Raw genomic sequence first — 25,763 nt, 5'->3', positions numbered from 1 at the left:
AAATAAAGAACAACATGTTCATAATATTTAAAGACATGAAATTAAATTATTTTATGTGTGTTAATTTACTTGAGAAAGGAGAGCTACCTTATAAAGACTTTATAAAGTAGCAAAAAATTATTATGAAAGCACATGTTGATCAAGATACTTGTATAGGTTGTGGATTATGCCCACAAATTTGTTCTGAAGTATTTGAACTAAATGATGATGGGAAAGCTTATGCAAAGGTAGAAAAAGTACCAAGTGATATGGAAAATGCAGCAACAGAAGCTCAAGAAAGTTGTCCTGTTGCAGCTATAACAGTAGATTAAACTTAAAATAGAAATCTGTCTTGTAAATAAAAATAATTAGGATTATATCCTAATTATTTTTATTTTATATTGAATTTAAGACCATTTGTTTATCTTGCAACCCATTTATTAAATATAAAGAGCAGTATATCTTAGGCAATTATGTTTAAAAATTGCAAAGTTATAGATAGTGGTTAATCTAAAATTCGTATTAACAAATTGCTTAAAAAATTCATATATAAATTAAGAGGTGATTATATGTGTGGAATAGTAGGATGGGTAGATTTAAATAATAATATAAAGACTAAACAATATATGGTTGAGAAAATGAGAGATACACTAACTCCAAGAGGACCTGATTCTTATGGAATAAAAGCGACTAATAATGCAGTTTTAGGACATAGAAGACTTGCTATAGTTGATCCCAAAGGGGGACTTCAGCCTATGGTTAAAAATGTAAATAATAAAGAATATACAATTGTTTACAACGGAGAACTTTATAATACTGAAGAGGTAAGAAGTGATTTGGTGTCAAAAGGATATACATTTTCAAGTTATTCAGATACAGAAGTTTTGCTAACTGCTTTTATAGAATATAGAGAGAAATGTGTTGATTATATAAATGGAATTTTTGCTTTTGGTATTTGGGATGAACAAAATAAGGAATTGTTCTTAGCACGGGACCCTCTTGGGGTAAAACCTTTATTTTATTCTATAAAAAATGATTCAATTTTATTTGCATCAGAGATAAAGGCACTTTTAGCGCATCCTATGATAGATTCAGTTGTTGATAAACAGGGAATTTTAGAGCTTATGGCTCTTAGTCCACAAAGAAACTTAGGAAGTGGTATATTTAAAGATATAAAAGAAGTTCCACCAGCTTTTTATATGACTTATAATAACAAAGGAGCACACCTTAAAGAATATTGGGTTTTAGAAGCTAAAGAGCATAAAGATGATGAAAAAACTACAATAAAAAAGCTTAGAGATTTATTAGTAGATGCTATAGAAAGGCAATTAGTAAGTGATGTTCCTGTATGTACATTTTTATCAGGTGGATTAGATTCAAGTTTCATATCTTATGTTGCTGCCAATGCTTTTAAAAGGCAAGGAAAAGCTCCGCTAGATACATTTTCAATAGATTATGTGGATAATGAGAAATATTTTAAAGCGAATTTGTTTCAACCAAATTCAGATCCATATTGGGTTATAAAGATGAAGGATTATATAAAAAGTAATCATCATGGAATAATCTTGGACAATGTAGAGCTTGCAAAGGCTTTAAAAGAAGCTACGATAGCTAGTGATTTGCCCTTAATGGCAGATGTGGATTCGTCTCTTTATCTTTTTGCAAAGGAAATTAAAAAGACAGCAACGGTTGGTCTTTCAGGAGAATGTGCAGATGAGGTATTTTGTGGTTATCCCTGGTATACAAGAGATTACGAAAATATAGATATTTTTCCTTGGGCTGATTCAGTTGCTCATAGAAAAAATATTTTGGCAAAATCAATAAAGGATTTGCCAATAGAGGATTATGTAAAACAAGTTTGTAGTGATAGTTTAGCTAAGGTTCCTAAGTTAAAAGGGGAATCTAAAAAGGATGAAAAAATGAGAGAACTATTTTATTTAAATATAAAATGGTTTATGATAACACTTTTGAATAGGAAAGATAGAATGACTATGTCAAATAGTTTAGAAGTTAGAGTTCCTTTTGCAGATAAAAGACTTGTTCAATATTCTTATAATATACCAGCTGCTATGAAGCTTTTAAATGGACGAGAAAAGGGGCTTTTAAGAGAAGCTACTAGAACTCTTTTGCCAGATGAAATAGTAGATAGAAAGAAGAGTCCATATCCAAAGACTCATCATCCTCTTTATACAGAAACAGTAAAAAATATGTTAAATAATATAATAAAAAATAAAAATGCTAGAATATTAGAGCTTATAGATAAAGATGCTATAGAAAAAATAATAAACACAAATGGAAGTAGTTTCACAAAACCTTGGTTTGGACAACTTATGACAGGACCACAGGTTATGGCATATTTGATACAATTAGATACATGGCTTAATGAATATAATGTTAAATTAGATATATAAAAATAATAGATAGTATTAAATAATAGTTATATATGTTATTTGAATACTATCTTTTAATTTATTTAAAATATTTAATTATTATTAATTTTTAGTTTTGTTTGTACAGAAATATCATATATATTAAACTAATGGATTTCCATCATGATCTGTTGTAATAATGGAATCACAAAGAATAAGTATGCCTTCTATAAACCCCCAGATAGATGTAAGACCTAGAGAACAAATGCTAAGTAAAAGTTGCAAAAGACCAATTCCAAAATATCCTAAGTAAAATCTATGAATACCAAATCCACCTAAAAATATACCAAGAAGCCCTGCTAATACTTTAGATTTCCCTTGAACAGAGGGGTATAATTTTGGGAGCTTAATACCACAATTTGTACAAAAATCAGCTAATTCTTCAGTTTCACACCCGCAGTTTGGACAATATTTATTTCCATGATTTTTTTTGACACCACAATATATACATACAGAAGATTTATCTTGCATTTCTTTACCACAATTTCTGCAAAACATAAAAAACTCTCCTTATAAAATATACTATAAGTATATTAGAGAGTTTTTTACTATGTTACAAATTTAAAGAGATTTAATTTTAAATTTAAGAATACAGTTTAAATAGAAGGCACGCTTACTATTTTAGTTGCTGCTAACTGATTTAAGTTTAGCATTGTTGAAAAATTAATTTTTAATGAAGAACCATCAATTTCAAAAGTGTTTACTTTTATGTTAGTTAAGTTACCAAACTTTAAAATGATATTAGCTTTAGAACTATCAACTGACATAAATGATTTATCACTTAAGTATTTAAATACTAAATCTTTAGGTATTTGTATAAAGCCTATGTTTCCTTTAACATAATGAACAACAGCTTGACCATTTTCTATTTGTGGAGTAAACACAAAATGAACTTCAAATGGAATGTCTAGATAATCAAATGTAGCGTAAACATTAATTTCATTATCAACAATTTTAACTTGTACACCAGTTATTTCTTTTAAAGTCGAGTTTGAAACATTTTGTAAAATTAAGATTATCATATCTGTTAAATTAGTATCTGAAATTTCCCCATCTGAGTTTAAAATTACTTGAGATAATGAAAAACTAGATTTGCTAGGAACAAAGTTTAAAACTGAACTATTTAAATTTACTGATGTATTAACACTAGTTACAGGAACTTTAGGAGCAAAATAGCTTTCGTAAGTAAAAAATAATCCTCCTAGTATGATGACAATTATTATTATAGGGATAATCAATATTTTCCGTTTAAATTTCTTTTTAGACATATAATATGTTCTCCTTATAAATTTTAAGTTTTTTTTTATTATAACATATAAAAAAGACAATTCTATATTCTAGAATTGTCTTTTACATTACTTTTACATTATCTCCACCATCGACTAAAAATTATATTGTTTTTTAGATCTATCAATTGATTAAGATTATTTTTAGGTAATAAAAATATAATAATAATTATTAATAAGACTATTCCTAGCAAGAGGTAAAATGTTTTTTTCATAAGTAGCCTCTAAAAAATATTTTAATTTATTATATTAGAGGGTTATGTAAAATATAACTTTTTTATTTAGTAGTAGGTGTTGAATCTGTTTTAGTAGCATTTGTAGCAGTAGTTGTTGTATTAGCTGATTTATCACTAGTATTGCTAGTTGATGCAGTATTAGAACTAGCTTGCTTATTTGTAGCTACTGTAGTTGAGGCATCAGATTTTGAAGTATCTGAACTTGCGCTATCATTACTTGTAGTGGATTTAGTTGTTGCAGTATTGTTATTTGTGTTAGCGCTTTTAGTACTATTAGTGTTTTGTGCAGATGAATCGTTATTAGATGTATTTGCAGAATTGCTAACATTTTTAGACGTATTATCAGCATTACTTGTTGTATTTTCTGTATTTCCAGTTGGGCTAGAAATGTTTGCACTTTTGTTTGTATTGGTAGTATTTGCAGTTTCTGAGCCAGTAGCTCCTGAGTTAGTAGCTGTTGAATTATTAACAGTTGAAGAATCTATCGAACTACTTACAGTTGTTGTATTATTAGCACTTGTCGCTTTAGTTGAAAATACATCAAATCCAAAATGTAATATAGCAACAATGACTGCTACTAATACTCCTATCATAACTTCTATTAATATTTTTTTCATAATCTATCTCCTATTCAAGCAACTTTAGTCAAATGTATGTCCACTAAGTAAGAATATAATAACTTTATACAAGTATGTCAATACGTAAATAAGAATTATTCACGCAATTTTAAGATATTTAAATTATTAGTATATATTTAATAGATAATACCTTAATTACTTTACAAAACCAAAAAAAATAATGTATTATAATTAAATATAATGTGTAATATTTTATGATTTTTAATTATTTTATACTATTTTATTTAAATCTCAGACATACTTGAGTTTTATATACTTAGGATTAAATATAGGAGTGAAAAATATGTTTTGTGATAATTGTGGAAATGAAGTAGAAAATGGTTCAAATTTTTGTCCAAAATGTGGTGCTAAATTTGAAACTAAAGATCAAAAAACATCTCCAAATGAAATTACAGGAGAATTAGATAGTGAAGAGGTTTTAAGACAAATCCTATTAAGTAAAAGTAATGAGGAAAATAATAAAGAAGATTTACCTCTTAATAAAGGAAAAAAATCTAAAAAGAAGAAAAGGGCAATAATAATTATAATAATTATAGCTATTATAGCAGGGGGAAGTTATGGTGTTATAAATTATACAAAAAAAATAGACACTCAAATATCAAAAGTAAATAGCGATATTAATAGTGGTAACTTAACAAAGGCTAATACAGATTTACAAGCTCTTGAGAATTTAGGAGGGCCGTTTGTTAAAGGAGAGGTTCAAACTTTAACTAAAAATATACAAGATGCTCAAAATTATGCACAAGATATTGAAGAAATTAATAATGCTATAGCAAATAAAGATACAGATAAAGCAACAAGTTTAATAAAGGAACTAGAGGGCAAAGATTTGCCTACAAATATACAGCAAGAATTAGCAAAGTGTACAAGTAATCTTACAACACTTATGACTCAAATAGAAAATGAAAATCTTACAAATGAAAAAGCTAAGATTGAGCAACAATTACAAGATGTAATAGGTTCAATAAGTTCAACAAGTTCAGGATATACTATATCTACAATGACACCAGAAGACTTAACTAATACTTTAAATCACTATTTTACAAATAGTGCAAAAAATACAAAAATCGTAATACTTACAGATGCACAATTAGCAGCTATTAACAACGCAAAAGGAAATACAGATCTTCAAGATCAAATAAAGAGTAACTTACAAACTGATTATAGCGGAGCAACTGATTACATTGTTGGATACAATGCAGGAAATGAAAATAGTGTTCAAAAAACTACAATAACAGTTGATGGGGAACCTACGTATATTGTTAAATATCAAAATATAAATGATATAGGAACAGATAAGTATGAAGTAACTTTTGTGAGTGCATCAGGAACAGTTTATACTGCTGAAGATATATATAATGCAATGAATAGTAATAAGTTATCTTCAGAAGGATATATATTTGGTTACAATGGATTCTTAAAAACTAAGCAAAGTATAGCAAATGATTTTAAAAATAGTGGATATAAGAGCAAGGATGGAATGTTAACATATTCTCCATCATAGTTTTAAAGTTAGATTTTATTTAAATAAAAATAGTATATTAATAAAGAGATTTATTAATATACTATTTTTTTAACACTTTTCAACAAAATATTTAAATAAGTTTAGCATTTTTTCATAGTTTTTAGTCAAAAGCTCAGGATGCCATTGAACTCCTATTATAAGTTCATCTGTTGTACTTTCAATAGCCTCTATAATTCCGTCTTTAGATAGTGCTGATACTTTAAAGTTTGGGGCTAAATCTTTAATTGCTAAATGGTGATAAGAATTTACTAAAGCCTTGTCTCCTAAAATTTCATAAAGAATGCTGTTTTTAAAAATAGATATAGAATGAGATGGAAAGGTTGGTTCACAGTCTTGCTCATGTTTTACATATGAATTGTTTATATAGGATAAGTCTTGATAAAGGGTTCCACCATTAAAGACATTAATAACTTGTATACCTCTACATATTCCTAAAATAGGGATTTGCTTTTTCATGGCTTTTTTAAGAAGGTAAAACTCATATAAATCTCTTTCGTTGCATACATATCCAAGCTTTTCTTTAGGCTCTTCATTAAAATTTAAAGGATTTATATCATACCCCCCAGTTAGAATTAATCCATCTATAATATCTATTTGAGAATCAATAATTGATAAATTATCTGTGTTTGGAAGGACTATAGGAGAAGCGCCAGCATCAATCACTGATTGAATATATTCATGAAACAGTCTTAATTGTTTAAAGCCTTTAAGGGCACCTAGGTCATTTATTACAACATGAGATGATATTCCAATAATTTTTTTCTTCATTTGCTAACACCATTGCTTAAAATTAAAAAATTATAAATTTTAAGTCCTTTCTATAAATTTATATTATAATAATTTTTTAGTATATTTAAAATATAATATAAAAATATTGTTATACTTTAGTATATAATGCTTATTATGAAATTATCACCATTAAAATTTTGAAAGGCAAGATATTTAATAAAAGCTTAAAAGAGTAAATATCAAAGTTTTCATATTTACCCTTTATTAGAATTATTTTTTTCTATTTTCAAACCAATCTATTGTTTTTTCTTTTTGCTCTTTTGTTAAAATAGTATCAACATGACTGTGTAGCCATGCCAAAGTTTTAGTATTAAGATAATTTTTCATTTTTTCTTCTGCTTCGAGCATAACTATTTTTATTGTGCAAGGGCAATCAGTATAGATTTTAGGTAAGTTGTTTTTATCTAAAAGTAAAGTATTTTGTCTTATTTCTGCACATTTAAATATGGGTTCTTTTCCCTCAATAGCTTCAACTACATCTAAAAAAGTTATATTTTCAGGAGTTTTACATAAAGTGTAGCCACCTTTAACGCCAGGAACTGACTTTACTATTTGAGCTTTGCTAAGTTTTGCAAAAACTTTTGCAAGATATGATTCTGATACGCCTTGAAATGTAGCTAAATCTTTAATTCCTACCGTTTCATTTTCTTTAATATCAATCATATATAATAAGCAATGAAGAGCATATTCTATTCCTATTGAAAGTTTCATATGTTCATCTCTCTTTCTTTTAATTTTTGTTATATTAAATATAACATTACAAGAATGTGGGGTAAAGTTAATTTGTTATATTAAATTAAAATTTGACAATATTAAAAATATGTAATAAACTAATTAAAGACAAATGTTATCTACGATAAATAATATCTTTAATTAGTTCATTAATAAAAATTTTAATACATAAGGAGAGATTAAAAATATGTTAACAGAAAAATTTTTTGAAGTTATAAGCCATGAAGGTGTTGTATCTATTATTTCTTGGGGCAAGGGAGAACCACATGTAGCAAATACTTGGAATTCATATCTTACAATAACAAAAGATAATAAAATATTAATTCCAGCAGCTGGAATGGTAAAAACAGAAGCTAATATTAAAGAAAACAATAAAGTTAAAATGACTTTAGGAAGTAAAGAAGTTCAAGGACATTTCACTCAAGGTGCGGGTTTTAGACTTGAAGGGACTGCAAAATTCATATCCTCAGGTGAAGAATATGATATGATGAAAGAAAAATTTCCATTCTTAACTAGGGTTTTAGAAATAACTTTAACTGAAGTTAAACAAACTTTGTAATATTATAATAAATAAAAAACAGGTTTTCATATTAAAATGGAAATCTGTTTTTTATTATTGTTATGTAAATTATGAAGATAATTTTTCCAAATCTAGTATGGCATTATAAATCATATCTTTTGTTAATTCATAAGGAACATGTTTTATATCTTCTGTTTTAATAGCCTTGTCCAAAATTTTAGGAATATCACAATCTTTAACTTCAATATCTTTTAGACATGTTGGAAGACCTATGCTTTTGTTAAATTTGTATATCTTATCACGGTTTTTATAATCTTTAATACATGTAAGCATAACTAAGACGCCATAAGACACCACTTCGCCATGAAGATGATTTTTTTCTATCTCATGTATGGTTGTATATCCATAATATATAGAGTGAGCAAGACAGCTATTATAATTAGGATCAACGAGAACTGAGACTAATCCAGTAGTTATTATTATATTTAATATAACCTCTTCTAATTCTTTTGAAACCCTATTTTCCTTAGCATCATTAAAAGCTTTTTGACCATATTTTAAAAGTGGTTCACAGCAGTTTTTAGCAATACTTACTCCTAGAAGATTAGAATGGGTAAGAACATCACCCTTAGAAGAAAAAGTGCATTCGAATTCTTTAGATAAAGCGTCTCCAATACCAGCCCAAATAAATTTAGTTGGAGCTTCACTTATTATTTTTGTGTTTATAAAGCAGTGAAGAGGAGACCTTTTTGGAAAATAATAATCTTTAAAGGTATGATTTTCGTTATACATTACAGAAATTTTTGTTATAGGAGCACAGTTTGATGCTATTGTGGGAAAAGTAAAAAGTGGTTTATTTAGTTTATCACTTAAAACTTTATTTGTATCAATGCTTCTTCCACCACCAACTGCAAATATCATATCAGCTTCATTTACTTTTTTATTATTTTTAAGTCTTTCAACATTTTCATATGTGGCATCACTACCAAACCATAAAAAATCTAATATTTCTATATTTGAATTTTTAAGTCCATCTAATAAAAGATTTTTAGATTTTTCTATAGCAGTTTCTCCACCGATTACTATTGCTTTTTTACCATAAGATTTACAAATAGCATCTATTTCACTATACACATTATCTCCTATGCTATAACTTGGTAAAAATACATTGTTACTCATAATATTTCCTCCTTAACTCTTCTTTTGTTTTATTTAAAACCTATATTAAGTTTACACCTTTATCCAAAACTTTTCCAATGGAGTCATTAATAATTAAAGTTGCTTTAGAGTCAGCAGAAGTTGAGCTTTTATTAATTAAAACAAGATTCTTACCTCTAAAATAATCAATAAGTCCAGCAGCAGGGTAGACAACAAGAGAAGTACCTCCAATTATTAAAGTATCAGCTTTTTTTATAGCATCTATGGCTCCTCTTATTATATTATCATCTAGTCCTTCTTCATATAAAACTACGTCAGGTTTAACGCTTCCACCACACTTAGTACAAGTAGGAATATCCTTTGATTCTAGAATGAATTTTTCATCATAAAAAGCATGGCACTTTACACAATAATTTCTAAGAACTGAGCCATGAAGTTCAAAAACATTTTTAGAACCAGCTTTTTGATGAAGTCCATCAATATTTTGAGTAACTATGGCTTTAAGTTTTCCTAAACTTTCAAGCTTAGCAAGGGCAATATGTCCTTTATTTGGTTTAGCTTCAGGGTAAATTAATTTTTCTTTATAAAAATTAAAAAATTCTTTTGGATATCTAATATAAAATGAGTGAGATACTAGTTGCTCAGGGGTAAAGGTCATATTAAGTTTTTCATTAAATAAACCGTTTGAGCTTCTAAAGTCAGGTATTCCAGATTCTGTACTCATTCCAGCCCCACCAAAGAAAACTATATTGTTGCTTTCTTTTAAAATTTTAGCTAATTGTTCTATTTTATTATCCATAAAATCATCTCCAAATTATATTTTAATAGTTTTATTATTGCATAATTATATATAAAAATGAAAATTAAATTTTAATACTGTATATTAGAATCAATAATTTCTTTAACTGTTATATGTTCATTTTTAAATCTAGCTTTTGGATTTTTTTCTTTGTCAATTGATGTATTTTGTCTTGGAAACACCTTCACACATGTTTTGTAAAAAATATAATCTGTATTAAAAATGAGAAAAATAATTATAATATTAAGTGTTGACATAGAGTTAACTCTAGGGTGTATTCTGTTATTAACAGTGTTTATTTCTTTTAAATAAACACAATTAACTATCAATTTGAATATATGAAAATAATTTATTTTAATTTGTAGGAGGGAATATATGTTATTAGATTTTAGTTATTACAATCCAACCAAAATACATTTTGGAAAAAATTCTTTAGATATGTTAAAAGATGAGCTTAAAAACTATGGAGAAACTGTTCTTTTAACTTATGGAAGAAATTCTATTAAAAAAATTGGTTTATATGATAATCTTATAAATATTTTAAATGAAAGCGGAAAAAAAGTTGTAGAGTTACCTGGAGTTATGTCAAATCCGACTTATAACAAGGTATTAGAAGGAGCAAAACTTGTTCGTGATAATAATGTTGATCTTATTTTAGCAGTTGGTGGTGGCTCTGTAATAGACTGTGCTAAAGCAATTTCAGTTTCAGCTTACTGTAAAGAAGATGCATTTAAAAAGTATTGGATAAATTTTGAAGAAGTTAGCAATAAAATTGTACCAGTAGGATCAGTTTTAACAATGGTTGGTACAGGTTCAGAAATGAACGGAGGATCTGTTATAACACATGAAGAGTTAAAACTTAAAAATGGTAGAGTTTTCCCAGCGGAAGTATATCCTAAATTCTCTATATTAAACCCAGAATATACATTCTCAGTTCCAGAATATCAAATGATTAGTGGTGTTTTTGATATTATGTCTCATTTAATGGAACAATATTTTTCAGGAACTGATAATAATACAACAGATTATGTAATTGAAGGACTTCTTCGTTCTGTAATTGATAATGCAAGAGTTGCACTTAAAAATCCAAAGGATTATGAAGCAAGAAGTAACATTATGTGGAGTGCAACACTAGCTCTTAATACAATGGCTGGATTATCAAAAACAGAAGACTGGGAAGTTCATATGATAGAACATCAAGTAGGAGCTTATACAGATTGTGCTCATGGTATGGGACTTGCAACAATATCAATTCCTTACTATCGTCATATCTATTCTTATGGTTTAGATAAATTTGTTAGATTTGCAAAAGAAGTATGGAATGTACAAACTGAAGGAAAAACTAAAGATGAAATTGCACAAGAGGGATTTTCATGCTTAGAAGCATTTATTAAGGAATGTGGTATGGTTACTTCTCTTAGAGAACTTGGAGCGACAAAAGAAATGTTGCCACTTATCGCAAATTCTACAATATTATTAGATAGTGGATATAAAAAACTTACTGCAGAAGAAGTTTTAGAAATTTTAGAAAAATGTTATTAAAACAAAAAATAACTTTTAAAGCTTAATAAATCCTCGAAAATTCAAGGTTTTCAAGGATTTATTATATTATATTTTGAACATTTACAGCCATAGGACCTTTTGCACCATCTTCTATATCAAATGTTACATTTTCTCCTTCATGTAAATTTTTATCATGAGTTTTTTCTTTAACTTGTGAGTGATGAACAAAAACATCAGTTCCACCATCACATGATATGAAGCCATATCCTTTTTCGTTGTTGAACCATTTAACTGTTCCAGTTTCTTTAGGCATTATTACACTTCCTTAAAAAATATTTTGCTAACTTATTATTAACAAAAACATGTAATTTTAAACATAAAATCTTTAGTTATACTTATAAAATTATTGTGCTATAATATAAAATTGTTAACAAATAATTAAATATGAGAAGAGGTCTTATAAAAAATGAAAAAGGTTTTACAGTCAGTTCAATGGATGGCATTTATAGTATTAGCTAATGTTGTGTATCCTTTAGCGGTTGGACAAGGTTTTAATTTAACCTCACATGATACTATGATGTTTATTCAAAGAACTATATTTATGTTAGGGGTAGCAGCTATAATTCAGCTATTTTTGGGACATAAATTGTACATAAGTGAAGTTCCATCAGGACTTTGGTTTGGAATATTTTTAATTTATGCTGGAATAGGTCAATCTATTTTTGGCAGTAATGTCGACACTTTAAGAGTTATAACATTTTCTATAATAGCCGCTGGAGTTATTATTATGCTTATAAGCGTATTTGGACTTATGGATAAGCTTTTGGTTTTATTTAGTCCAAGAGTGCTTGCGACGTTTATGATACTTTTAGTAGCAGAACTTTCTATGGACTTTGTAAAAGGGTTATGTGGAATTGGATATTTAGGAAATACTATATCAATTCCTGTTTTAACATGTTCAGTATCGTTAGTAATTTTATCTCTTATACTTAGAAAAGTTAAAAAAATTGCTCCATATTCATTTATGGTAGTTATAATAGTTGGTTGGGCATTATTTTATGTGTTAGGCTTAACTAAGCCTATGGCAAAAGTAGATACATTTTTTCAATTACCAACGCCTTTCCCATTTGGAATGCCAATAGCAAATCTTAGTATGATACCTTCTATAATAGTTGCAGTATTTATTTTAATAAGTACTATGCTTGCTTCAATAAAGGTAATAAAGGCAATTTTAGAAAAACATAATAAAACAACTTATGATGTTAGTATAAAACGTTCAGGTGTTATTATGGGGCTTAATCAAGTTTTAAGTGGTATATTTTTATCAACAGCAGGAATAACTGCAATATCAATATCATCATTTATAGACCAAACAAAATCTACTAAAAAAAATACATTTTTAATAGGTAATATTTTAGTTATAATAGTAAGCTTAATAACACCTATAATGGCATTTTTTACAACACTTCCAACACCAGTAGCATATGCAGCTATTTTTACTATATTTAGCGCTATGTTTGGAACAGCTATAAAAGAACTTGAAAATGTTAAAAATAAAAAAGATATGTATTTTTCTGTCGGCATACCTATATTCGCTGGTATAGGAATAATGGGACTTCCTAAAACAGCTTTTGCAAATATGCCAAGCTCTGTTACAATTCTTTTAAGTAATGGTTTAGTTGTTGGAATTATTTTAGCTTTTATCATAGAAATAATGATACTTATAAAAAATAAAAGAAATAAAGTGCAAAATAGTTAATTAAATGATTAAATTTGTTGTATAATGATTGTATATTTGATTTCTTATTAAGATAAAAACTAATTAGGAGTGTGAGATAAAATGGTAAAACATCTTGTAATGTGGACTTTAAAAGAGAAGAACAATGATACAGCATTAGAGATAAAAAATTCTTTAGAAGGATTAAAGGAAAAATTACCTTACATAAAATTTATAGAGGTTGGAATAAATTTTAATACAACTGATAGCGCTTATGATATTGTTTTAAATTCTGATTTTGAAACTAAGGAAGATTTAAATAAATACCAAGTCAGTGAAGAACATTTAAAGGTTGCAGCTAAGGTTAGAGATGCTGTTTCAAAGCGTGCGGTTGTAGATTATGAATATTAAAAATTAAAGAATAGGCAATTTGCCTATTCTTTTTTTATTTCTACAAAACTATCGTTATATGTTATTTGTCCACCAATATCTGATATATTTGATGATGTTAAAATATTTGGATTACCATGTTTTTCCCACCAACCTACATATATTTTTATAACGTTATTAGGAATTCCATTATCTATTAGTGCTTTGGCTTTAATTTTTCCATTTTTAGTTTTTAGTATTACAATTTCTTTATTTGTTATATTAAATTCTTTGCAAGTATTTTCATTAATAAAAAACTCGCATATGCCTCCCTTGTCAATAAAGTGTTGACTAGATAAACTATCTTTTCCATGGACTGTGATAAGTCTTAATAAGTTTTTAGGGTGATTTTTGCTTTTTAAATAAGTTGGAAGAGGGTGACCACACTCATCTTTAGCTAAAGATGAAAATAACTCATATTTTTTAGAGGGAGTTTTAAAGCTCAAATCTTCCCAAGCCACATCTTTATGAAGAGTAAAACAGTTATCTTTCAAATAATCTAACGTTATATCTTTATTAGAATGTGTTAATGGTTCTATTATCTTTTTTAAATATTCTTTTTTTGAAACTTTAGGATAAGTTTTAATGTTCATAATTTTTGCAAGTTCCATAAAAAAGTTATATTCATCCATAAGACGATGTTTAGGTTCAGTTACCTTTTCATTATATATAATGTAAGGATTGCTCATTGAGCTAAATAAAATATCTTCACTTTCTAAGGTATTAGTACATGGAATAAACAAGTCACATATAGAGGCTGTATCAGTTAAAAACATATCAAAACACACTTTAAATTCTATGGTTTTAAAAGCTTTTTTTAAGCTGTTTATATCAGGAAGTTGATTTAATAGATTGCTTTTTGTTATAACAGCCATTTTAATTGGGGTTTTATACAAATTATTTTCATTAGCAATTGAATCATGAACAACAGTTTGTGCTTCAAAAATACCTTCTTCTTTAAGGTTTAAGCTATTACATTTGTTTATAAAATTAGATATTTTAGAAACTTGGAAAAAATTATTTGTTGCAAAATGTTCACTGTTGTATGGGTCTAAGTTTAAAATCCTTGTAAAGACCTTATTAGCATAATTTATTCCGCCACCACTTTTACCGATTTGACCAGTTATAGCGCCTAAGGCGTTTATACATCTTATTGAATTTCCACCATTTATATATTTTTGAACACCATATCCTATTAGAATCGTAGAAAATTTATTGATATAAATATTTGTAATATTTATGATTTCTTCTAAAGAAATCCCACATTCTTCACATAAATAATCAAGGCTTAATGTGTTTAAGTAATTTTTAAATTCGTTAAAGCCAATAACGTGTTTTTCTATAAAATCTTTATTATAAGCATTGTTTTTTATAATTATTTTAGCCATGGCAAGGGCTAAAGCACCGTCTGTTCCTGGAATGATTTTTATGTATTTATCAGCGAGTTTAGCAGTTTCACTAAAGATTGGATCAATAACTATAATTGGTATATTTTTTTCTTTGGCTTTTTTTATTATATTTAGTGTATGAATTGATGTGTTTGCAGGATTTTTGCCCCATAAAAATATTGACTTGCTATTTAACATATCAGAAAGACTATGGCTTTTTGCATCACCAAAATCATATTTAGTAGCTCTCATACCAGCACTCCAACAAGGACCACCATCTGCTTTATTAACTCCTCCATAGAAGTTAAAGAATATATCTGCTATTGATTTTAGAGAAGATCCACTACCAAACTGATCATAATGTAGAATGGATTTTGAAGAAAAATTTTTTTTATAGTATGTAAGCCTTTCAGCCATTATATTTAGTGCTCTTTCAAAAGAAATTTCTTTAAATTTACCATTTATTTTTAAAAGGGGTGTGTAGATTCTATCTTTATGATTTAATCTCTTTAAATGAGATAGTCCTTTTTCGCATATAAAACCATTTGTATAAGGGTGATTTTTATCACCTTCTATTTTTAAGGTTCCATTATCATTATAAACATTAAATTTACAGCAATCAAAACAATCTAGGGTACACCCATGACTAAATTTTTTCATTTTAAATCCTCCGTAATTATAATTTAAAGTTATTAAATCTAAAAAAAATAAGTATAGATAGATTATTAAAAATAACATATAAAATGTAACATAATTATATCATTAAAACTAGTAGGTAAAAAGAAAAATATAGAGAAAGGTTTTAAGTGTATATATTTTTAATTATTAAGGAAAAATAAAATAGGATTTTTACAGCATATTATTTTTTAGAGAGGAGGTCTTTTTTTGATATATAAAAAAGAGTATAAAGATGTTATTAGTGAATTTAAATCAGAGAAGAGTGGTTTAAGCAATGCCGAAGCTAAAAAAAGACTGGAGCAAAATGGGTTTAATGAACTAAAGGGTAAAGAGGGAGAATCAACCTTAAAGCTTATATTAAATCAATTTAAAGACCCATTGGTAATAATTCTTATAATTGCAGCGATAGTTCAAATATTTTTAAAAGAAGCTGTTGAAGCAATCATAATAATAGCTGTTGTAATTTTAAATGCTATTTTAGGTGTGACACAAACTAAAAAAGCCGAAGGGTCTTTAAATAGCTTAAAAAAATTATCTTCGCCAAGTGCTAAAGTTTTAAGAGATGGAGAAAAAATAGTTATTCCAGCTAGAGAAATTGTAAATGGAGATATTGTTTGTTTAGAGTCTGGGGATTATGTACCAGCAGATGGGCGTGTTATAGAATCTCAATCTCTAAAAAGCGTAGAGGGAATGCTTACAGGTGAGTCAGAACCAGTTTTAAAGGTAACTGATGTTATACATGAGGAATCTTCATTAGGAGATCAAAAAAATATGGTGTTTAGTGGATCAACAATTGTTTATGGGCGTGGTATGTTTATAGTTACAGCAACAGGTATGAATACAGAAGTTGGGAAAATAGCTAATCTCCTAGAAAAAGCAGAATCTAAAGAAACTCCTCTTCAAAAAAAGTTAGATCAATTTAGTAAGAGACTTGGGATTATAATTATGATACTTGCTATTATTATTTTTGGTTTAGAGGTTGGGCGTGCTGTATTTTTTGATAGAGTAGGATTTACAGGAGAACTTATAGTAAATGCTTTTATGTTTTCTATATCGGTTGCAGTAGCTGCAATTCCAGAGGCTTTATCATCTATAGTAACTATTGTTTTGGCATCAGGAACAAATACTATGGCAAAAAGAAAAGCTATTATTAGAAAGCTTCCAGCTGTTGAAACTTTAGGAGCAACGAGTATAATATGTACGGATAAGACAGGAACTTTAACTCAAAATAAAATGACTGTTGTGGATAACTATATAAGTAAAGATGGAGAATATAGTTTTGAAATTAATATAGAAAAAGCGCCTAAAAATGAAACGTATTTCTTGTTAGCAAGTATTCTTTGTAACGATTCAGATATTAATGAAGAAGGGAAAGAGACAGGAGATCCAACGGAAGTTGGTCTTATAAACTTTGTTAAAAATAATAGTATAGATTTTAAGAAAATAAGAGATGAATATAGAAGAAAAGGAGAAATTCCTTTTGATTCAGATAGAAAGATAATGTCAACAGTTAATGAAGTGGATGGAAAAACTATAATGTTTTCTAAAGGTGCACCAGATATTATTTTAAGTAGATGTAAATATGCTTTAGTAAATGGGGAAGTTGTTGATTTAAATGAAAATATTTTAAATGAATATAAAGCTAAAAATGAAGAATTTTCAAATAGAGCTTTGAGGGTTTTAGCTTTTGCAATGAAAGAGATTAATAACGAAAGTTTTGTTCCTGCGCTAGATGATGAATTTGATTTAACATTGATAGGATTAACAGCTATGATAGACCCACCTAGGGAATCAGTTTATGATGCTATAAAAATAGCTAAAAATGCTGGAATAAAAACAATAATGATAACAGGAGATCATAAAACAACAGCAGCTGCGATTGGTAAAGAAATTGGACTTATGGATAATAATGATATAGCTTTAACAGGTCAAGAGTTAGACTCTATGAATGATATAGAACTTAAAAATAAATTAGAAAATATATCTGTGTATGCTAGAGTTTCACCTGAAAACAAAATACGTATAGTAAAAGCATGGCAAGAAAGAGAAAAAATCACTGCTATGACCGGAGATGGTGTAAATGATGCACCAGCTTTAAAGCAAGCAGACATAGGAATTGGTATGGGAAGTGGGACTGATGTTGCAAAAGATGCAGCGTCTATGATTTTAGTTGATGATAACTTTGCAACTATTGTTAAAGCTGTTGAGATAGGTAGGGCTGTTTTTAGCAATATAAAAAAATCTATAACATATCTTTTTGCAGGGAATTTAGGTGCTATAATTTCAATATTATTTGCTGTATTTGTAAACTTACCAAACCCATTTACTGCAATACAACTTCTGTTTATAAATTTAATAAATGATTCATTACCAGCTATTGCTTTGGGTCTTGAACCACCTGAAAAAAATATTATGAATAATAAACCTAGAAATATTAATGATGGTATATTGTCAGGTGGTATTGGGAGAATTGTAATCTTAAGAGGAGTTATAATTGGAGTAGTTACAATTATAGCACAGTATATAGGGCTTAAAGTTTCGTCAGAGCTTGGAACTGCTATGGCATTTTCAACTATTTTACTGGCTAGAATTTTTCAAACAATAGCCGCAAGATCTGATTATTATACTTCAATAGAACTTGGTTTTTTTTCAAATAAATATGTATTTGGAGCAATGGGCATTACATTTATAATATATTTATTAATATTACTTCCAGGAGTTAGAAGTATATTATCTATACCATATGAGTTTAATATAGAAATGTTATTTATATGTTTAGGTTTATCTATATTAGCTATGATAATAATGGAAATAGAAAAACTTATTTTAAGAAAGAAACATTAAGATTTTAAATTAATAATTAATTTTAGACATAGAGAATATTGATTTTAAAAAGCTAAAAAATACTTTATATTATATTTTTTAGCTTTATTTAAAATCAATATTAAATATATTATTTTGAAAGTGTATATCCAAAAATTAGATTCATAGATGTTTCATTATCATCAATAGCAGGTGTGTTTTCAAAGGATATTAAACCATAGCCTCTATCATAAGTTCTTTTTTCTATATAGGTATCATTATAAAATCCATCTATATCAGTTATCGTTGTTTCTAAATTGTATTTAGTATAGGATACATCTGTCATAACTGTTTTAGCTGTATATTCTTTTCCATTATAGATAACTTTTTGACTCCAAGTGTCGTTTTCTTTAGGATCTCCCCACATAACTATATAGTTTTTTATTATAGAATTTAATGAATCTGTGTTAGAGGACATATAGTCATTATTATAAACTCGTTCATAAACCATAGGTGTACCAGCTTCATCTAATTTAAAAATGTAGTTTAAGGAAAATGTTCGTTCTCCTCTAGAATCTTCTCCATATCCATCTTCCATTTTTCCAGAATATTTAATAACTAAGTTACTTTTATCAATTTTCATATTGCTTAGAGTATGTCCATATTCTGCATAACCGTTATAAACTAAGCTATTTTGAGTGGCTATAAAATAATCCTTATAAGAATTAAAAAAGTTTGTAAGTGTAGTATTAGCAGAGTCATCAAAAGAAGGGCCATCTGTTACTTCTTGTGCTGATTGGGTGGTAGAATTATCGTAAACGGTAGAATTAACAGATAAGGCAGAATTATTGTATAGATTGTCAGTTGTAAAAACAAAATAACCTGTTATAAATACTAAAAATAAAGTTGAAATTATAAATAAGCTTCTTTTCATATTATATAAATCTCCTAGAATTGATTATAGTTTCATATAAAAATTTTATGTTTAGTAAAAGATAAATATCCATAAATATTTATATTTTATGAGAGTTTAGATGGGAAATTTACAAACTTGTACTAACTACTTTAAGATGCTATAATATGCTTGAAAATGTTGTTATATTTACGATGTAAATGTTATAATTAAAATAAAACTAGTATAAGGAGCTAAATATGAGAGCAGTATATAAAAATCCAAAAGAACTTGCTACAAAATTAAAAGATGTAGTTGATTTATATTTTGATGATTTAATTACATATGAAAAATTAAAAGAAACTGTGGAAAAAATGATAAAGGCTAATAAGGATAGTATTTATAAAGATGGGTTTATGCCAGTTAAATTAATTAGTGCTTTAGGGGAAGAGAGAAAAGCAGTTATTGATAAAATTGCGAAAGAAATGAATAATTAATAATATAAATAAAAACAAGGCAATATATTGCCTTGTTTTTTTTATAATTTTATTTATAAAAAAATTAATAATTATAAATATATTTAACATTTGTTAATTTATAAAACATATGTGTTGACTGAGGTTGAGAATTTTGATACTATTAATACAAGAAATAGCTTATTATAAACGAGGAGGAGTTTATAAATGAAAATTGATGTGAAACAAATGTCTTTAGATTTACATAAAGAGTATAAGGGTGAAATAAAAGTAGAGGCAATTATTCCAGTTACTAATAAGGAGGAACTTTCTCTAGCATATACGCCTGGGGTTGCAGCACCTTGTTTAGAAATAGCTAAAAATAAAGAAAAGGCTTATGATTATACATTAAAAGGTAGAAGTGTTGCTGTTATATCTAACGGTACAGCTGTTTTAGGGCTTGGAGATATTGGGGCTTTTGGGAGTTTACCAGTAATTGAGGGAAAGGCATTATTACATAAATCTTTTGCAGGAACAGACGCATATCCAATAGCTATAGATGCTACAGATAAGGATGAGATTGTAAATGTAATAAAATCTATATCGCCAGGTTTTGCAGGAATTCATTTAGAGGATATAAAGGCTCCTGAGTGTTTTTATATAGAAGATAAATTAAAAGAAGTATTAGATATACCAGTTTACCATGATGATCAGCATGGAACAGCTATATCGGTTTTAGCAGGGTTTTATAATGGTTTGAGAATAGTTAATAAAAATATAGAAGATATAAAGGTTGTAATAGATGGAGCTGGTGCCTCAGGGATTGCAATAGCAAATCTTTTGCTTTCAGCAGGTGTTAAAGATATAGTTTTATGTGATATAAATGGAGCCTTAATAGAAGGTGATAAATCTTTAAATAAAGCTCAAGAAAAAATAGCTAAATTAACAAATAGAAACTTTGAAGCAGGTTATATTGAGGATTTAATAAAAGGAAAAGATGTATTTGTAGGTGTTTGTGTTGGAAATGTAGTGACAACAGAAATGATAAAAACAATGAATAAAGATTCTATGGTGTTTGCGCTTGCAAATCCTATTCCGGAGATATTACCTAAGTATGCAAAACTTGGAGGGGCTAGAATAACAGCTACAGGAAGAGGGGATTTTAAAAATCAAATGAATAATCTTTTAGTTTTTCCAGGGCTTTTTAAAGGACTATTAGAGGGTAGAATAAAAAATATTAATGACGATATGAAATTAGAAGTTGCAAAAGCTATTGCTTCTTTAGTTAAAGATGATGAATTAAATGAAGAGTATATACTTCCAAGTGTATTTAATAGAGAAGTTGTGCAAGTAGTATCACAGGCTGTTATAAAATTTAAGGATAAGTAAAAAATATATATACAATGTTGAAAGGAAGAAAGTTTTTGGAGTATTGCAATTTTGAAGAGGTTATTATTGAAAACAAAGATGATTTTACTTTAAAATATGTAGAAAAATTTTTAAATGAATATGAATTGGATTTAGATAAAGATTTAGATTATACTTTGGTTTTGTATGATGGTGATAAAATAATAGGCACGGGGTCATTTAAAGAAAACATATTAAAATGTATAGCTGTTTCGGATGAGTTTAAGGGATTTGGAGTATCTAATAAGATAATATCAAATCTTATAAATGAACAATATAGAAGGGGATACACTCACATTTTTGTATATACTAAGCCTAAAAACAGTTTGATTTTTAGAGATTTTGGTTTTTATGATATAGAAAGTGTTGAAGATAAAGTAATTCTTCTTGAGAATAAGAAAAATGGAATTAAAGATTATTGCAATAAATTGATAAAAGAAACTCCTAAAATATATTTTGAAAATATAGCATCTGTTGTAATTAATGCAAATCCTTTTACATTAGGTCATAGATACTTGATAGAAGAGGCGAGTAGAGAAAATGATTTAGTACATGTATTTGTTCTTTGGGAAAACAAATCTTTTTTTTCAAATGTAGATAGATATAATATGGTTGAAAAAGGACTTGCAGATTTAGAAAATGTTATTTTACATAAAGCTAATGATTATATAATATCAAATGCTACATTTCCATCTTATTTTATAAGAGAAAAAAATGAAGTTTTAAAAATACAAGCTATTTTAGATAGTAAAATTTTTTCAAGTTATATTGCAAAATCATTAAATATAACAAAAAGATATGTTGGAGAAGAGCCTTTTTCTAAAAGCACTAATGAATATAATAAAATCATGAAGAGAGTATTAAAAGAATATGGGTTAAATCTTATAGAAATAAAAAGAAAAGAATTTGAAAATGTAGCAATTAGTGCTTCAAAGGTGAGAGAACTTTTTAAACAGCGTTGTTTAGATGAAATTAAAAATTTTGTACCTAAATCAACATATGATTATTTATTTAATTTAAGTAATGTAGATTAGTATAATATTTTATATAAATAAAAATATTAAGGAGGGAAATAAAATGGAAATAAAAAATACTGCAATGGCAGGAACTTTAGAATCAAGTGATATCTCTATAACAATAGAGGCAAATGATAATGGAATAGAAATAAATTTAAAAAGTTCAGTAGAAAAACAATTTGGAAAACAAATAAGAAGGGTTATAGAAGAAACTCTAAAAGAGTTAGGAGTTAAAAATGCTTTGGTTACTGCAAATGATAAAGGAGCATTAGACTGTGTAATAAAAGCAAGAGTTCAAACGGCTGTAATTAGAGCTACAGGGGAAAAGTTTAATTGGGGGGGTGCAAACTAATGAAATTAAGAAGAACAATGATGTATGTTCCGGGAAATAATCCAGGGATGATTAAAGAAGCTCATATATATGGAGCAGATTCAATAATGTTTGACTTAGAGGATTCTGTGTCAATAAATGAAAAAGATAGTGCTAGATTTTTAGTTTATAATGCACTTAAGACAATAGATTATGAGGGAGTAGAAACTGTTGTTAGAATAAATGCTTTGGATTCAGAACTTGGAATTGAGGATTTAGAAGCAATAGTTAGAGCACAACCTGATGTTATAAGACTTCCTAAGACTGAAACTGCTCAAGATATAATTGATGTGGAGAGGGAAATAGCTAGAATAGAAAGAGAAGCTGGAATTCCAGTTGGTAAGACTATGATAATGGCAGCTATTGAAAGCGCTTTAGGAGTTGTAAATGCATATGAAATTGCAAAAGCTAGTGATAGGCTTATGGGAATTGCAATAGGGGCAGAGGATTTTGTAACTAATATGAAAACTACTCGTTCTATGGAAGGAATAGAACTTTTAACTGCAAGAAGTCAAATTTTATTAGCTGCAAGAGCTGCTGGAATTTATGCTTTTGATACAGTTTTTTCAGATGTAAATGATGAAGAGGGATTTAGAAAAGAAACAGAGCTTATAAAACAATTAGGCTTTGATGGAAAATCAGTAATTAATCCAAGACAAGTAGAGCCAGTTCATGAAATATATACACCAACTCAAAAAGAAATAGAAAAATCAATTAGAGTAATAAAAGCTGCACAAGATGCTAAGAAAAGAGGTTCAGGGGTTGTATCATTAAACGGAAAAATGATAGATAAGCCAATAATAGAAAGAGCGGAAAGAGCGTTATCTTTGGCAAAGGCAGCTGGTTTAGATATTAATTTTGGAGGTGAAGATGATGTTAAATAAAATAGGAAGAGAAATACCAAATAAAGTGCAAGGGTTTGGAGAAATTAAGCCATATAATGGACTTTTTGCAGAAGTTAAAATGGGAAATGTATATGGAAGAAAAGTCAAAAGAGTTAAACCAAATGATAGTAAAATGTTAGGAAGTATAGAGGAGGCTATAAAAAAGACAGGTCTTAAAGATGGAATGACAATATCATTTCACCATCATTTTAGAGAAGGCGACTATATTTTAAATATGGTTATAGATGCTATAGCTAAAATGGGAATAAAGAATTTAACATTAGCATCTAGCTCATTAAATAATGTTCATGCGTCATTAGTTAAATATATAAAAGATGGTGTTATAACTAGTATAACAACAAGTGGTTTAAGAGGAACATTAGCTGATGAAATATCAAATGGACTTATGGAAAATCCAGTTATAATAAGGTCTCATGGCGGTAGAGCAAGGGCTATTGAATGTGGAGATATAAAGATAGATGTTGCATTTTTAGGCGTTCCAAGTTGTGATAATTACGGAAATGCTAATGGATATAATGGAAAATCATTTTGTGGTTCTTTAGGATATGCTAAAATTGATGCAAAATATGCTGAAAATGTAGTTTTAATTACAGATAATTTAGTACCGTATCCAAATGTTCCTACAAGTATTAGTCAAACAGACGTAGATTACATAGTTCAAGTAGAAGCGATAGGAAATCCACAAGGTATAGTATCTGGTGCTACAAGATACACTAAAAATCCAAAAGAACTTTTAATAGCTAAATATGCAGCAAAAGTTATAGAAGCTTCTGGATATCTAGTTGATGGATTTTCTATGCAAACAGGTAGTGGAGGAGCAGCTTTAGCTGTTGCAAGGTTTATAAAGCAATCAATGATAGAAAAAAATATAAAAGCAAGTTTTGTATTAGGTGGAGTAACTGGTCAATTAGTAGAGATGTATGAGGAAGGATTAGTCGATAAAATATTAGATGTTCAAAGTTTTGATTTAAGGGCTGCTAAATCAATAAAAGATAATTTAGGACACTGTGAAATAGATGCATCACTGTATGCTAATCCATTTAACAGAGGAAGTGTTGTAAATTTATTAGATTTTGTAATATTAAGTGCACTAGAAGTTGATACAGATTTTAATGTTAATGTTATAACTGGTTCTGATGGAGTTATAAGAGGAGCATCTGGAGGTCATTGTGATACTGCAGCTGGTGCTAAAATGTCTATGATAGTTTGTCCACTTATAAGAGGAAGAATCCCAACAATCGTTGATAAAGTAACAACAGTTATAACACCGGGTGAAACTATTGATGTTGTAGTTACTGATAGAGGAGTTGCTGTAAATCCTTTAAGGCAAGATATAATTCAAAAACTATCTAATACAAATATTCCTATATTTACTATAGAGGAGTTGAAAAATAAAGCAGAAAGTATAACAGGAAAACCTGAAAAAATAGAATTTACCGATAGAGTAGTTGGTTTAGTTGAATATAGGGATGGAACAATAATTGATGTTATAAAACAAGTTAAATAATTAAAATTAGGCTTTTGCAAAATGTAAAAGCCTAATTTTAATTATTCATATCATTTAAGAATATATAACTAAAAGAGTGGAGGATATATGAATAAAGAAGAAATAATATTGTTAAATGAAATTTTGGATGGAAAAGAAAAAAGAGCTTTAATTCAGAGGGAACTTTTAGATAAGTATAAAAAAGTTTTAATATCATGTACCCTTAATATACCTGGCATTTATAAGCTAAATGAATTGTATAAAAAAGCCCATATAATAGAAGTTGTAGCTTTAGAGAAAGAATTATATAATAATGGTATAAGAGTAATTCATAAGAGGGAAAATATAAGCAAAGCTGGATATGAAACATTCTTTGTTGTAGATTGTAATTTAGAAATTGCAAAGAAAATCACAATTTCTATAGAAGAAAATAATAAATTAGGTAGACTTTTTGATTTAGATGTTTTTGATGAAAAGCAAAATCAATTAAGTAGATCTGATTTAGGATATGAAAAAAGAAAATGTTTAATATGTAATAAAGATGCTGTTGTATGCGCTAGAAATAAAACTCATTCGATAGAAGAGGTTTTAGAAAAGATAAATAAATTGATAGAGAGGTACTAA

25 protein-coding genes are annotated in these 25,763 nt (G+C 27.8%); 15 read left to right on the top strand and 10 right to left on the bottom strand.

The genetic code is table 11. From position 1 onward, the window contains the following. Positions 1 to 122 precede the first annotated feature (122 nt). Both DR020_RS00935 and asnB read left to right on the top strand, forming a co-directional pair. Positions 123 to 311 carry a ferredoxin gene (locus DR020_RS00935; protein ID WP_055258076.1) on the top strand — a complete coding sequence of 63 codons (189 nt, stop codon included), beginning with the start codon at positions 123 to 125 and terminating at the stop codon, positions 309 to 311. Positions 312 to 548: 237 nt separating this feature from the next. Then, complete coding sequence (asnB, locus tag DR020_RS00930) at positions 549 to 2,390, top strand: asparagine synthase (glutamine-hydrolyzing) (protein ID WP_058993059.1); 1,842 nt, start codon at positions 549 to 551, stop codon at positions 2,388 to 2,390. 120 nt (positions 2,391 to 2,510) lie between these two features. On the opposite strand, the gene DR020_RS00925 is transcribed toward asnB, so the two are convergent. The 3 genes from DR020_RS00925 to DR020_RS00915 form a co-directional block, all read right to left on the bottom strand. Beyond that, on the bottom strand, positions 2,511 to 2,906 hold the full coding sequence (locus tag DR020_RS00925) for a TM2 domain-containing protein (protein ID WP_055258073.1): 396 nt from the start codon (positions 2,904 to 2,906) through the stop codon (positions 2,511 to 2,513). Positions 2,907 to 3,004: 98 nt separating this feature from the next. Further along, the gene (locus DR020_RS00920) at positions 3,005 to 3,676 is read right to left on the bottom strand and encodes a hypothetical protein (RefSeq protein ID WP_055258071.1); all 672 of its coding nucleotides are present in this window, start codon (positions 3,674 to 3,676) and stop codon (positions 3,005 to 3,007) included. A gap of 295 nt (positions 3,677 to 3,971) precedes the next feature. Then, positions 3,972 to 4,547: a hypothetical protein gene (locus DR020_RS00915; protein ID WP_112364999.1), complete on the bottom strand. Its 576-nt coding sequence runs from the start codon at positions 4,545 to 4,547 to the stop codon at positions 3,972 to 3,974. Positions 4,548 to 4,851: 304 nt separating this feature from the next. Between DR020_RS00915 and DR020_RS00910 the strand changes: the two genes are divergently transcribed. Then, positions 4,852 to 6,072, top strand: a complete 1,221-nt coding sequence (locus DR020_RS00910) for a zinc ribbon domain-containing protein (protein ID WP_112364998.1) — start codon at positions 4,852 to 4,854, stop codon at positions 6,070 to 6,072. Positions 6,073 to 6,141: 69 nt separating this feature from the next. On the opposite strand, the gene DR020_RS00905 is transcribed toward DR020_RS00910, so the two are convergent. Together DR020_RS00905 and DR020_RS00900 are read right to left on the bottom strand one after the other, a co-directional pair. Next, positions 6,142 to 6,861 (bottom strand): gamma-glutamyl-gamma-aminobutyrate hydrolase family protein, encoded by a 720-nt coding sequence (locus DR020_RS00905; RefSeq protein WP_055258065.1) that lies wholly within the window; start codon positions 6,859 to 6,861, stop codon positions 6,142 to 6,144. Between the two features lie 231 nt (positions 6,862 to 7,092). Next, positions 7,093 to 7,593: an RrF2 family transcriptional regulator gene (locus DR020_RS00900; protein WP_058993065.1), complete on the bottom strand. Its 501-nt coding sequence runs from the start codon at positions 7,591 to 7,593 to the stop codon at positions 7,093 to 7,095. 208 nt (positions 7,594 to 7,801) lie between these two features. Between DR020_RS00900 and DR020_RS00895 the strand changes: the two genes are divergently transcribed. Continuing rightward, positions 7,802 to 8,173 carry a pyridoxamine 5'-phosphate oxidase family protein gene (locus DR020_RS00895; protein WP_055258061.1) on the top strand — a complete coding sequence of 124 codons (372 nt, stop codon included), beginning with the start codon at positions 7,802 to 7,804 and terminating at the stop codon, positions 8,171 to 8,173. 69 nt (positions 8,174 to 8,242) lie between these two features. Here the strand turns inward: DR020_RS00895 and DR020_RS00890 are convergent, their stop codons facing one another. Beyond that, the gene (locus DR020_RS00890) at positions 8,243 to 9,313 is read right to left on the bottom strand and encodes an iron-containing alcohol dehydrogenase family protein (protein ID WP_408069124.1); all 1,071 of its coding nucleotides are present in this window, start codon (positions 9,311 to 9,313) and stop codon (positions 8,243 to 8,245) included. 40 nt (positions 9,314 to 9,353) lie between these two features. Then, on the bottom strand, positions 9,354 to 10,091 hold the full coding sequence (locus DR020_RS00885; protein ID WP_112364996.1) for an NAD-dependent protein deacylase: 738 nt from the start codon (positions 10,089 to 10,091) through the stop codon (positions 9,354 to 9,356). Positions 10,092 to 10,466: 375 nt separating this feature from the next. Between DR020_RS00885 and DR020_RS00875 the strand changes: the two genes are divergently transcribed. Beyond that, positions 10,467 to 11,633, top strand: coding sequence for an iron-containing alcohol dehydrogenase (locus DR020_RS00875; protein ID WP_112364995.1), 1,167 nt, complete (start codon positions 10,467 to 10,469; stop codon positions 11,631 to 11,633). Between the two features lie 61 nt (positions 11,634 to 11,694). Here DR020_RS00875 and DR020_RS00870 read toward each other — a convergent pair whose 3' ends face one another. Next, positions 11,695 to 11,907 carry a cold-shock protein gene (locus tag DR020_RS00870; RefSeq protein ID WP_112364994.1) on the bottom strand — a complete coding sequence of 71 codons (213 nt, stop codon included), beginning with the start codon at positions 11,905 to 11,907 and terminating at the stop codon, positions 11,695 to 11,697. Between the two features lie 153 nt (positions 11,908 to 12,060). Between DR020_RS00870 and DR020_RS00865 the strand changes: the two genes are divergently transcribed. Further along, positions 12,061 to 13,353 carry a purine/pyrimidine permease gene (locus DR020_RS00865; RefSeq protein WP_112364993.1) on the top strand — a complete coding sequence of 431 codons (1,293 nt, stop codon included), beginning with the start codon at positions 12,061 to 12,063 and terminating at the stop codon, positions 13,351 to 13,353. 81 nt (positions 13,354 to 13,434) lie between these two features. Further along, positions 13,435 to 13,722, top strand: a complete 288-nt coding sequence (locus tag DR020_RS00860) for a Dabb family protein (protein WP_055258039.1) — start codon at positions 13,435 to 13,437, stop codon at positions 13,720 to 13,722. Between the two features lie 23 nt (positions 13,723 to 13,745). Here the strand turns inward: DR020_RS00860 and DR020_RS00855 are convergent, their stop codons facing one another. Beyond that, positions 13,746 to 15,788 (bottom strand): molybdopterin-dependent oxidoreductase, encoded by a 2,043-nt coding sequence (locus DR020_RS00855; protein WP_112364992.1) that lies wholly within the window; start codon positions 15,786 to 15,788, stop codon positions 13,746 to 13,748. Positions 15,789 to 16,013: 225 nt separating this feature from the next. Between DR020_RS00855 and DR020_RS00850 the strand changes: the two genes are divergently transcribed. Continuing rightward, positions 16,014 to 18,650, top strand: coding sequence for a cation-translocating P-type ATPase (locus tag DR020_RS00850; protein ID WP_112364991.1), 2,637 nt, complete (start codon positions 16,014 to 16,016; stop codon positions 18,648 to 18,650). 109 nt (positions 18,651 to 18,759) lie between these two features. Here DR020_RS00850 and DR020_RS00845 read toward each other — a convergent pair whose 3' ends face one another. Next, a complete protein-coding gene (locus tag DR020_RS00845) occupies positions 18,760 to 19,542 on the bottom strand; it encodes a hypothetical protein (RefSeq protein WP_112364990.1) in 783 nt (260 codons plus the stop codon). Between the two features lie 218 nt (positions 19,543 to 19,760). Between DR020_RS00845 and DR020_RS00840 the strand changes: the two genes are divergently transcribed. The 7 genes from DR020_RS00840 to citX all read left to right on the top strand — a co-directional run bounded on the left by DR020_RS00840 (position 19,761) and on the right by citX (position 25,763). Beyond that, a complete protein-coding gene (locus DR020_RS00840; protein ID WP_055258031.1) occupies positions 19,761 to 19,997 on the top strand; it encodes a TIGR04540 family protein in 237 nt (78 codons plus the stop codon). Between the two features lie 192 nt (positions 19,998 to 20,189). Further along, entirely contained in the window at positions 20,190 to 21,344 is a 1,155-nt protein-coding gene (locus DR020_RS00835) for an NAD(P)-dependent malic enzyme (protein ID WP_174208893.1), read from the top strand. Between the two features lie 35 nt (positions 21,345 to 21,379). Next, complete coding sequence (citC, locus tag DR020_RS00830) at positions 21,380 to 22,396, top strand: [citrate (pro-3S)-lyase] ligase (protein ID WP_112364988.1); 1,017 nt, start codon at positions 21,380 to 21,382, stop codon at positions 22,394 to 22,396. A gap of 43 nt (positions 22,397 to 22,439) precedes the next feature. Next, positions 22,440 to 22,730 (top strand): citrate lyase acyl carrier protein, encoded by a 291-nt coding sequence (gene citD / locus DR020_RS00825; RefSeq protein WP_055258028.1) that lies wholly within the window; start codon positions 22,440 to 22,442, stop codon positions 22,728 to 22,730. Next, positions 22,730 to 23,632 (top strand): citrate (pro-3S)-lyase subunit beta, encoded by a 903-nt coding sequence (citE, locus tag DR020_RS00820; protein WP_055258026.1) that lies wholly within the window; start codon positions 22,730 to 22,732, stop codon positions 23,630 to 23,632. The genes citD and citE overlap by 1 nt, the downstream gene beginning before the upstream one ends. Then, complete coding sequence (gene citF, locus DR020_RS00815; RefSeq protein ID WP_112364987.1) at positions 23,619 to 25,160, top strand: citrate lyase subunit alpha; 1,542 nt, start codon at positions 23,619 to 23,621, stop codon at positions 25,158 to 25,160. The genes citE and citF overlap by 14 nt, the downstream gene beginning before the upstream one ends. Positions 25,161 to 25,247: 87 nt before the next feature. After that, a complete protein-coding gene (gene citX / locus DR020_RS00810; RefSeq protein ID WP_112364986.1) occupies positions 25,248 to 25,763 on the top strand; it encodes a citrate lyase holo-[acyl-carrier protein] synthase in 516 nt (171 codons plus the stop codon).

This window comes from Sarcina ventriculi, assembly GCF_900456775.1.
In the GTDB taxonomy this organism is placed as follows: domain Bacteria; phylum Bacillota; class Clostridia; order Clostridiales; family Clostridiaceae; genus Sarcina; species Sarcina ventriculi.
The sequence above is the reverse complement of the archived record's forward strand: the minus strand, read 5'-3'. Positions and strand labels throughout refer to the sequence as shown.

Coding starts and splice junctions, on each gene's coding strand:
- DR020_RS00935 (WP_055258076.1), top strand. CDS start 123: ATGAAAGCACATGTTGATCAAGATACTTGTATAGGTTGTGGATTATGC.
- asnB (WP_058993059.1), top strand. CDS start 549: ATGTGTGGAATAGTAGGATGGGTAGATTTAAATAATAATATAAAGACT.
- DR020_RS00925 (WP_055258073.1), bottom strand. CDS start 2,906: ATGTTTTGCAGAAATTGTGGTAAAGAAATGCAAGATAAATCTTCTGTA.
- DR020_RS00920 (WP_055258071.1), bottom strand. CDS start 3,676: ATGTCTAAAAAGAAATTTAAACGGAAAATATTGATTATCCCTATAATA.
- DR020_RS00915 (WP_112364999.1), bottom strand. CDS start 4,547: ATGAAAAAAATATTAATAGAAGTTATGATAGGAGTATTAGTAGCAGTC.
- DR020_RS00910 (WP_112364998.1), top strand. CDS start 4,852: ATGTTTTGTGATAATTGTGGAAATGAAGTAGAAAATGGTTCAAATTTT.
- DR020_RS00905 (WP_055258065.1), bottom strand. CDS start 6,861: ATGAAGAAAAAAATTATTGGAATATCATCTCATGTTGTAATAAATGAC.
- DR020_RS00900 (WP_058993065.1), bottom strand. CDS start 7,593: ATGAAACTTTCAATAGGAATAGAATATGCTCTTCATTGCTTATTATAT.
- DR020_RS00895 (WP_055258061.1), top strand. CDS start 7,802: ATGTTAACAGAAAAATTTTTTGAAGTTATAAGCCATGAAGGTGTTGTA.
- DR020_RS00890 (WP_408069124.1), bottom strand. CDS start 9,313: ATGAGTAACAATGTATTTTTACCAAGTTATAGCATAGGAGATAATGTG.
- DR020_RS00885 (WP_112364996.1), bottom strand. CDS start 10,091: ATGGATAATAAAATAGAACAATTAGCTAAAATTTTAAAAGAAAGCAAC.
- DR020_RS00875 (WP_112364995.1), top strand. CDS start 10,467: ATGTTATTAGATTTTAGTTATTACAATCCAACCAAAATACATTTTGGA.
- DR020_RS00870 (WP_112364994.1), bottom strand. CDS start 11,907: ATGCCTAAAGAAACTGGAACAGTTAAATGGTTCAACAACGAAAAAGGA.
- DR020_RS00865 (WP_112364993.1), top strand. CDS start 12,061: ATGAAAAAGGTTTTACAGTCAGTTCAATGGATGGCATTTATAGTATTA.
- DR020_RS00860 (WP_055258039.1), top strand. CDS start 13,435: ATGGTAAAACATCTTGTAATGTGGACTTTAAAAGAGAAGAACAATGAT.
- DR020_RS00855 (WP_112364992.1), bottom strand. CDS start 15,788: ATGAAAAAATTTAGTCATGGGTGTACCCTAGATTGTTTTGATTGCTGT.
- DR020_RS00845 (WP_112364990.1), bottom strand. CDS start 19,542: ATGAAAAGAAGCTTATTTATAATTTCAACTTTATTTTTAGTATTTATA.
- DR020_RS00840 (WP_055258031.1), top strand. CDS start 19,761: ATGAGAGCAGTATATAAAAATCCAAAAGAACTTGCTACAAAATTAAAA.
- citD (WP_055258028.1), top strand. CDS start 22,440: ATGGAAATAAAAAATACTGCAATGGCAGGAACTTTAGAATCAAGTGAT.
- citE (WP_055258026.1), top strand. CDS start 22,730: ATGAAATTAAGAAGAACAATGATGTATGTTCCGGGAAATAATCCAGGG.
- citF (WP_112364987.1), top strand. CDS start 23,619: ATGATGTTAAATAAAATAGGAAGAGAAATACCAAATAAAGTGCAAGGG.
- citX (WP_112364986.1), top strand. CDS start 25,248: ATGAATAAAGAAGAAATAATATTGTTAAATGAAATTTTGGATGGAAAA.